Here is an 8,497-nt window from a genome sequence, read left to right on the forward strand (position 1 = left end):
TTATGTATTTTGATAAGGAGGAACTTTATGGGCAAAAAAGCACTCATTACCGGCACAATTATATTAACACTCACAAGTCTCGCAACGAAAGTCCTTGGATTTATTTTTAGAATTTATATGTCCAACCTAATGGGAGCAGAGGGGGTTGGTCTCTATCAACTTATCTTCCCCATCTATATGTTGATTTGGGCAACATCTTCCGCTGGCATTTCTCTTGCTGTTTCCAAAAAGGTAGCTGAACATACCGCCCACGGTCGACATGCCGATGGTATTCGCACCTTAAAGGCAGCACTTATGATTTCTGTAAGTATTGCCACACTTATGTCTGGCTTTATATTTGTTTCAGCCCCTTGGATAGCTACTTCCTATATTCACGAACCAAGAACTGCCCTAGCCCTTAGGTATCTATTTGTCTGTGTACCTTTTATGGCTATAGCCTGTTGTATTCGTGGTTACTTCCAAGGACGACAAGAAATGGCTGTATCTGGCCTTGCCCAAGTTGTAGAGCAAGTGGCTCGTATGGCTATTATCTTCTTCTTTGCTGGACTCTATATTCCTAAAGGCATTGAGTATGCTTGTGCACTAGGTGCATTAGGTCTATGTGCTGGGGAATTTTGTTCAGCACTTTTTACCTTTATCATGCTTCAGCTTAAAAAACGCAAATTACCTCTTAGTAAGCCTACTTTACCCTACAACAGCGTAATAGGCACCTTAATCACTATTTCTATTCCTATTACAGCCAATCGCTTCCTCACCTCTGCCTTAAGCTCTATAGAGAATATTCTTATTCCTATTCAGCTTCAAAAGTATGGGATGAATAGCAGTGATGCTCTAGGCATGTATGGTATGTTCAGTGGCATGGCCCTACCACTGCTATTCTTCCCTTCCATGGTTACAATGGCTATTTCTACTGCCCTTGTCCCTGCCATTTCTGAAGCGGTAGCTAAGAAAAATATGAGAGTCCTTCACAAGACTGTGAGTAAATCTATTCAATACTCCGCAGTCATTGGTATTGGTGCTTGTGTACTTTTCTTAACTCTTGGAAATGAAATTGCCATGTCTTGTTATGGTAGAAAAGAAGTGGGTGATCTTTTAAGATACTTAGCCATTATCTGTCCATTCCTCTACTTAAGAGATATCTTAACAGGCATGTTAAACGGACTAGGACTCCAACGCCTCACCTTTAAAGGTAATAGTATTGCTTCTGTTGTCTGTATTATCCTTATTCTTATTCTTGTCCCTCATCTGGGTATTGTCGGATTTGTTGTTGCCCTACTCATTCAATCCACACTAGTGAGCTGTTACCACTTATGGCATGCCCTTAAACATATCAACCTTTCAGTAGATATTATAGGCTGGTTTATTAAACCTACTTTAGCTGCTGTAGCTGGTGGACTAATCCTTAAATATGTGTTTACCCATTATTTAATGTCCCTTTTCAGTCTACGCATTTCTACTGCTATTGGTGTGTGTAGTTTAGCACTTTTCTACATAGTTTTCCTATTTCTCTTCAAATCTATTACTAAAGATGATATTAAACAATTTCTTTAGACTCTATTCTTGGCACTTGTGCTTTGCGAGTGCCTCTTTTTGTTTGCGTTCATAACCTTGCGTTGTAAGTTCACAATAAATAGTACCTTCTAACGCTTCTGGCATATAGGCTTGTTCTACATAGTGATGTGGATAATTATGAGGATAAAGATAATCTATACCTCGACCCAAATCTTTGGCCCCACTATAATGGCTATCCTTCAAATGGAGTGGCACTGTGCCTATATCTCTATGACGCACATCATTAAGTGCTGCATCAATGCCTAAGTAGCTGGCATTACTTTTTGGTGCACATGCCACATAGACTGCGGCTTGTGCCATAATAATACGACCTTCTGGCATCCCAATACGCTCTACAGCAAGCATGGCATTGGTTGCTACAACAAGTGCCATAGGGTCTGCATTGCCTACATCTTCGCTTGCACAGATAGTAATACGTCTAGCTATAAATTTAGGGTCTTCTCCCGCTTCTATCATACGTGCTAAGTAATGAAGGGTTGCATCCTTATCACTTCCTCGCATACTTTTAATAAAAGCGGAAATTACATCGTAATGGTTGTCCCCTTTTTTGTCATAGTTGAGCATACGCTTTTGCATACACTCTTCCATAACTGCCGTATCAATATGGATCAGTCCATCTTCACTTCTTTCAGTAGTCATAACAGCAAGTTCAATTGCATTTAATGCACTTCTTGCATCTCCACCACTTCTAAGGGCTATAAACTCAAGTGCCTCATCTGCTATCACACACTTGTACACGCCAAGTCCTCGTTCCTTACTACTTAATGCCTCTACTATAATCTTTTTAATGGCTTCCTCATCTAATGGTCTAAGTTCAAAAATTAAAGACCTAGAAATCAGTGCGCGATTGACTTCAAAGTAGGGATTCTCTGTCGTAGCTCCGATCAAAATAATCGTTCCATCCTCTGCATAAGGCAACAACGCATCTTGCTGAGCCTTATTAAAACGATGTATCTCATCGACAAAGATTATGGTCTTACGCCCCGTCATTGCTTGATGGTCTTTTGCACCTTTTACTGCATCTGTAATGTCTGCCTTCCCACTCGTGGTGGCATTTAAAATAACAAATTTCGCTTTGGTCGTATTAGCAATCACTTTTGCAATGGTAGTCTTACCTGTTCCTGGTGGTCCATAAAAAATAAGGGATTGGAGCTTATCAGCCTTAATTGCACGGTACAATAACTTATCTGACTTTAATATATGTTCTTGCCCCACGATCTCTTCTAACTTTTTAGGTCGCATTCTAGACGCAAGGGGAGAATCTATATTTTTTTTATTTTCATTAATATAATCGAACAAATCCATTTTATTCACCTCAATTCATTAAGACTCTATTATAACATAAGCAAAACGCCTTGTTGACTTAAATAAGTCATCAAGGCGTTTAAATCTACTTATTAAAATTTTATAAATTAGTTTAAAGCATTTGAGATTCCTACTAATATAAATGCAATGACTAAAATAAAGTTCTCTTTTATAAGCATTTTTTTTGTAAGTTTCACAATTATTCCATTCCCCAATCTTAATAGCTAAGAAATCACTTACTACAAGTGTAATTGCACTAAATGCAACCCACCCTACAACTGTTCAAAAGTCACCTAATATCACTGTTGCTTTGGCATAAAAGGCTAATGCACAAAACCATATAAGCGCAGTTAAAGCCAACTTTCCATAATCTTTTAAACCTGCTTGGCTATAGTCTTTATAGGTTTTATTTTTAAGCATTAAATAGGCTGTATACATTAATTGTGGGATAATACCCCCTATAAGTACAACAATCCATCCTAGCAAACTGGCACTGCTTAGACTTACACCATCTTGCACCGCTACTCCTACAATTGGGTCTGAGTAAATGAAGCCTACATTTAGTATGCCTCCTCCTGTACCCGCTAAAACAGCAATGCCTATCCCTAGCAAAAAGTATGACTGCTTTATATTCAATGCAATTTTGTCCCCCCCCCCCGAATGACTCGTAGTTCATAGGGTGCATCTTCTGCTAAATGCTTAACTTCTACTGTTTCTTCCGGCAACGTAATCGTTTTTCTTACGCCCTCAATTGCTAAGTGCAGTTCCTGTATTTCTCCCGTAAACTTCATCTGAATTTCCTCCTTTTGTTTATCCTATTCTAGTCAAAACAAAGTGATTACTTCCTCAAAATTTAGATCCTATTTCATCTTCGACTTAAGTGGAATCACCATATTCCAAGTATTTTTGCAATCAGATAGCCCTTCTATCCCATCTGATGTTGCAAAAAACATATGTGTCGCTTGCCCCTCCTCAAATAAAATAAATGGACGTTCCAAGTTCCCCATTTGTCGCACTATCCCATCACTCCAAAGTATATTTCTTGAGTACTCTAGCTTATTCTTATGTAAAATCCACTCCAAGCCATCTTCTGAAGTAGCAAAAACACCTCCTCTAGGTTCTCCACATGTATTGCCATTCATATCTTTAGCAATCATTGAAAACTGCCCCTCTTCATTCTGCCAAATAAAAGGGTCTTCTAAATAGAATTCTTTCGGATCATAAAAAGCTTTTTCTGAAATTGCTTGGTAAGGCCCTGTGTAATAAGGTGCCGTTGCAACACTCATTTTCATCAAGTCAAAAAGGAGTGCATTCGTCATATCTTTTGTATAACCCATAGATTTATACATGAGTATCACTGACCCATCAGGCTTTACAACTGGTGCTGGGTTATTCACCATAAAACTATCAAAGCATCTCGGTCTTGTTGTTAAAATAGGTGCGTCAAATCGCTCCCATGGTCCATATACACTATCAGCTATAGCTAGACCTATTCTTTGATTAGAACAAGCCAGAACATGTAAGTCTCCTCCTAGTCTGAGCTGTTCTTTTGAGAATTTCTCACATATTGGATGTGTCGTGCCTACATAGTAAAGCAGATATTTATCTTTATACTTAGTAATAACAGGATTATGAGTTGCTCTGCCATCCCAGTACTGTGCCCCTCTTCTATCTAATACAACTTCTTCAAATGTATAGGGACCCTCTGGTGTGTCAGAAACCGCTCTGACAATTTCTGATCCTACTAACCACCCTGGATGCATAGGTAAGTCTTTACTCCATCTAGATGCAAACATATGATACTTACCATCCTCACCTTTTACAACGCTGCCGCACCACACCCAGTAACCTTCCATACGGAAGCCCCCTTCTAATGGCGCAGGCAACATACAATCTACTAATTCTTCTCCACTAAGTATATGCTTATCTTTCAATTTGCTTTTCCCCTTTCACCTATTGTTTATTTCCTTCATAACATAAAAAGTATCTATCATTCTTAGTTACTCTTCTATTTTATATCACTTACTCTATTTAATTAATTATTTTTAGTATTTTATGTTTTTTATATGTCTATTTTATATTTTTGTTTACATTTAAATTATTTATTTTTACATTTAGATTATCATCTATTGCACATGCAATTTATAAATAGAGTTGACTTTTCTAAACTTTTATCTTACAGTAGTTCTAAATAAAACTACTAAGGTGATAATCATGCATTTTGAAGAAGCACTAACCAAATTAGGTCTAACCCCTATTGAAGCAACACTTTATACAACTCTTTGCAAAAATGGTGCCTTAACAGGCTATGAGGTAGCAAAGCTGTGTGGCATTTCTCGCTCTAATGTTTATGCTGGTCTTTACAGTTTACAAGAGAAAGGCAAATGCTATCTTTTAGACGAAGAACCTAATAAATATATTGCACTTCCAAAGGAAGACTTACTTCGATCTGCTCAAAAAGACTTTTCCAAAGTCTATGAGACATTAGAGACGCTCTATCCTGAGAGCTTACTCCTTTCAGATCCTTATATTACAATTAAAGGCTACCAAAATGTAGTAGATAAAATTACAAATACTATTTTAGATTGCAAGTCTCATCTTTATATTTTGACAACGTCTGACATCTTAGAACAATTTCAGGCTGTCCTAAGTGAGATTAGTACAAGCAAACGAGTCACCATTATTTGTGATTCACATCTAATAATAGGAGAGGCACTTATTCATACAAAAGCCAAGCCTATCCTTGGATTTCATATGATTATGGACACACACTGTGTCATTACTGGAGATCTATCACAGGAATCCTCACAATGCCTTTTTACAACCAATCAATCTCTCGTACGACTTATGCGAGAATCTTTAATTACAGAATTAGAAATGATTCGCCTTACGAATCATTAGGGAGGATTGCTATGCACACTTTACATGGAAACTTTACAAATCAAACTAATTTTTTTGGAGGCAATAATATTTTTGACCTCGTTCAAGAATATGGTTCCCCACTCTACATTTATAATGAAGAAATTTTACGCACGCGCTGTAAGGAAATTAAGAACTTAGTAACTTACGAAAACTTTATCCCTCACTACTCAGTCAAAGCGAATACCAATATTCACTTACTTAAAATCATTAGAGAAGAAGGTCTTCATGCAGATGTTATGAGCCCAGGTGAAATCTACTTAGCTCTTAAAAGTGGTTTCCAACCAGAAGAACTTTTCTTCATTCCCAACAATGTAACCTCTGAAGATATGCGCTATGCTATTGACCACGGTATTTTGATGAGCCTTGACTCACTGTCTCAACTTGAACTTTACGGGACACTTAACCCGGGTGGAAAAGTAGCGATTCGCTTCAATCCAGGGATTGGTGCTGGCCATCATGAGAAAGTTGTAACTGCTGGGAAGAAAACTAAATTCGGGGTAAATCCTGAAGATATCCAGACTGTTAAAGATCTTTTAAAAGAATATGATTTGACACTTGTCGGAATTAATCAGCATATCGGGTCATTATTTATGGACTACGACCCATATATTCAAAGTACAACTTCCATCTTAGAAATTGCTAACCACTTCAAAGATTTAGAATTTATTGACCTTGGTGGCGGCTTTGGTATTCCTTATCACAAACAAGATGGTGAGGCACGTCTTAACATGAGCGCTTTAGGTCAAAAGTTAGATGCAGTCCTTCATAATTTTGCAGAAACTTACGGCAAAAAAATTCAGTTCCAAATAGAACCTGGTCGTTACATTCCATGTGAATGTGGCCTTATCGCAGGCTCTGTAACAAGTCTTAAAGAAAATGGTGGTGTACACTATTTAGGTACAGATGTAGGATTTAATGTGCTTCAACGTCCAATTATGTATGATTCCTACCATGACTTAGAACTCTATAGCACTCATACAACAAGTCAAAGCACACTTCAACCTTTTACTGTAGTCGGAAACATCTGTGAAAGTGGTGATATCTTAGCCAAAGATCGCCTACTTCCTACTCCTTTAGTAGGAGATTTAATTGGTGTATTAGATGCAGGGGCATATGGTTTCTCTATGTCTTCTTCTTATAACCAGCGCCCTCGTACTGCAGAAATTCTTATTACAGAAAATAGTACTGTACGACTTATTCGCAAACGTGAAACTCTAGAAGATTTACTTCGACCAATGCTTATATAAAATTGATTAGCAAAAGCCCCGAAAAGGTCACATTTTTCTGACCACCTTTTAGGGGCTTTTATCTTTATTCTAACAATATACTATTTTTGACCTATTTTACAAATATTTTTTATACTCCAGTATCCTAATTCAACGCTCCTATACATTTCTTCCAACTTATAGTACAATACACATGATTAAGTATATTAAAGGAGATTTCTATGAAAACTTTTGAACTTATTGCCACTTCTACTTTCGGCGTTGAATCTGTAGTGCGACACGAAGTAGAAGAACTCGGCTATGAAATAAATGAAGTTGCAGATGGTAAAATCACTTATGTTGGTGACCTAGAAGCTATTGTCTTGTCTAACCTCTGGCTTCGCAGTGCAGACCGTGTACTTCTTAAAATGGGAGAATTTAAGGCTCTCACCTTCGAAACACTCTTTAATGAGACTGTAGCTATCCCTTGGGAAAATTGGATTACACCAGATGCTAAATTTACTGTCAATGGGAAGTCTGTTAAGTCAGCACTTTTTAGTATTTCAGACTGTCAATCTATTGTAAAAAAAGCAATTGTTACACGTTTGCAAAAAGTGTATGGTATTGAATGGTTTGAAGAAAGTGGTCCAAGCTATACTGTACAAGTTTCTCTACTTAAAGATATTGCTACCCTCACTATCGATACAACCGGTAGCGAAGGACTTCATAAACGTGGCTATCGTGTAAGTAATGTAGAAGCACCAATCAAAGAAACCCTTGCTGCTGCTTTACTTCAAATTAGTTACTGGCAAAAAGGTCGTATTCTTTATGATCCATGTTGTGGTAGTGGTACTTTTGCCATTGAAGCTGCTATGATGGCTAAGAACATTGCTCCAGGCCTTAACCGTTCCTTTGCTTCTTGTGCTTGGCCTCAATTATCTCGTAAAATGTGGCAAGAACTTCGTCAAGATGCAAGGGATCAAATGGACCAAAAAGGTAATCCGATCATCTATGCTTCTGACATCAACCGTAGTGCCATCTTATCGGCCCGTGAGAATGCAGAAGCTGCTGGGGTAGGGGAATGTATCCAATTCTTTGCAAAACCTATTCACAAGACTTCTCTTCCTCATGGAGACTATGGTGTTGTGATTTGCAACCCTCCTTATGGAGAACGTATTAGTACAAGCCAAGAACTTCCTCGTCTTCATAAGGACTTACGTGCTCTTATGGATTCCAATGAAACTTGGTCATTCTACTCTGTAACATCCGCACCTGACTTTGAAAAAGACTTTGGCAAACGTGCTAATAAGAACCGTAAACTCTTTAATGGACGTATTCCTGTTAAATTCTATCAATACTTTGGGCCACGCCCACCAAAAGGTGGCGAAAACTTTAAAGTTGTTGAACCTGTTACAGTGAATCAACCGATTGAAGAATAATACACTCATTAAAGGCCTGTTACTCCATGTAACAGGCCTTTTGCTATTTCTCTA

At 37.9% G+C, this 8,497-nt stretch carries 8 protein-coding genes; 4 read left to right on the forward strand and 4 right to left on the reverse strand.

What is annotated here, in order from left to right:
• Window positions 1-27 precede the first annotated feature (27 nt).
• Window positions 28-1,551 carry a stage V sporulation protein B gene (gene spoVB, locus RRY75_RS10280; protein ID WP_332492929.1) on the forward strand — a complete coding sequence of 508 codons (1,524 nt, stop codon included), beginning with the start codon at window positions 28-30 and terminating at the stop codon, window positions 1,549-1,551.
• Window positions 1,552-1,554: 3 nt separating this feature from the next.
• On the opposite strand, the gene RRY75_RS10285 is transcribed toward spoVB, so the two are convergent.
• The 4 genes from RRY75_RS10285 to RRY75_RS10300 form a co-directional block, all read right to left on the reverse strand.
• Window positions 1,555-2,877, reverse strand: coding sequence for a replication-associated recombination protein A (locus RRY75_RS10285; RefSeq protein ID WP_332492928.1), 1,323 nt, complete (start codon window positions 2,875-2,877; stop codon window positions 1,555-1,557).
• Window positions 2,878-3,159: 282 nt separating this feature from the next.
• Window positions 3,160-3,513, reverse strand: coding sequence for a hypothetical protein (locus RRY75_RS10290; RefSeq protein ID WP_332716609.1), 354 nt, complete (start codon window positions 3,511-3,513; stop codon window positions 3,160-3,162).
• The gene (locus tag RRY75_RS10295) at window positions 3,510-3,668 is read right to left on the reverse strand and encodes a hypothetical protein (RefSeq protein ID WP_332716612.1); all 159 of its coding nucleotides are present in this window, start codon (window positions 3,666-3,668) and stop codon (window positions 3,510-3,512) included. Before RRY75_RS10295 ends, RRY75_RS10290 begins: the two co-directional genes overlap by 4 nt.
• Before the next feature lie 69 nt (window positions 3,669-3,737).
• On the reverse strand, window positions 3,738-4,811 hold the full coding sequence (locus tag RRY75_RS10300) for a glycoside hydrolase family protein (protein WP_332527572.1): 1,074 nt from the start codon (window positions 4,809-4,811) through the stop codon (window positions 3,738-3,740).
• Between the two features lie 280 nt (window positions 4,812-5,091).
• Between RRY75_RS10300 and RRY75_RS10305 the strand changes: the two genes are divergently transcribed.
• From RRY75_RS10305 to RRY75_RS10315, 3 genes are all read left to right on the forward strand, one after another.
• Window positions 5,092-5,778: a TrmB family transcriptional regulator gene (locus tag RRY75_RS10305; protein WP_332492920.1), complete on the forward strand. Its 687-nt coding sequence runs from the start codon at window positions 5,092-5,094 to the stop codon at window positions 5,776-5,778.
• An 11-nt stretch (window positions 5,779-5,789) separates the two neighbouring features.
• Window positions 5,790-7,046 carry a diaminopimelate decarboxylase gene (gene lysA, locus RRY75_RS10310; RefSeq protein WP_332492918.1) on the forward strand — a complete coding sequence of 419 codons (1,257 nt, stop codon included), beginning with the start codon at window positions 5,790-5,792 and terminating at the stop codon, window positions 7,044-7,046.
• 200 nt (window positions 7,047-7,246) lie between these two features.
• Window positions 7,247-8,443, forward strand: coding sequence for a THUMP domain-containing class I SAM-dependent RNA methyltransferase (locus RRY75_RS10315; protein WP_332492916.1), 1,197 nt, complete (start codon window positions 7,247-7,249; stop codon window positions 8,441-8,443).
• Window positions 8,444-8,497: the final 54 nt, after the last annotated feature.

The sequence above is a fragment of the Niameybacter sp. genome, assembly GCF_036655075.1.
In the GTDB taxonomy this organism is placed as follows: Bacteria; Bacillota; Clostridia; order Lachnospirales; family Cellulosilyticaceae; genus Holtiella.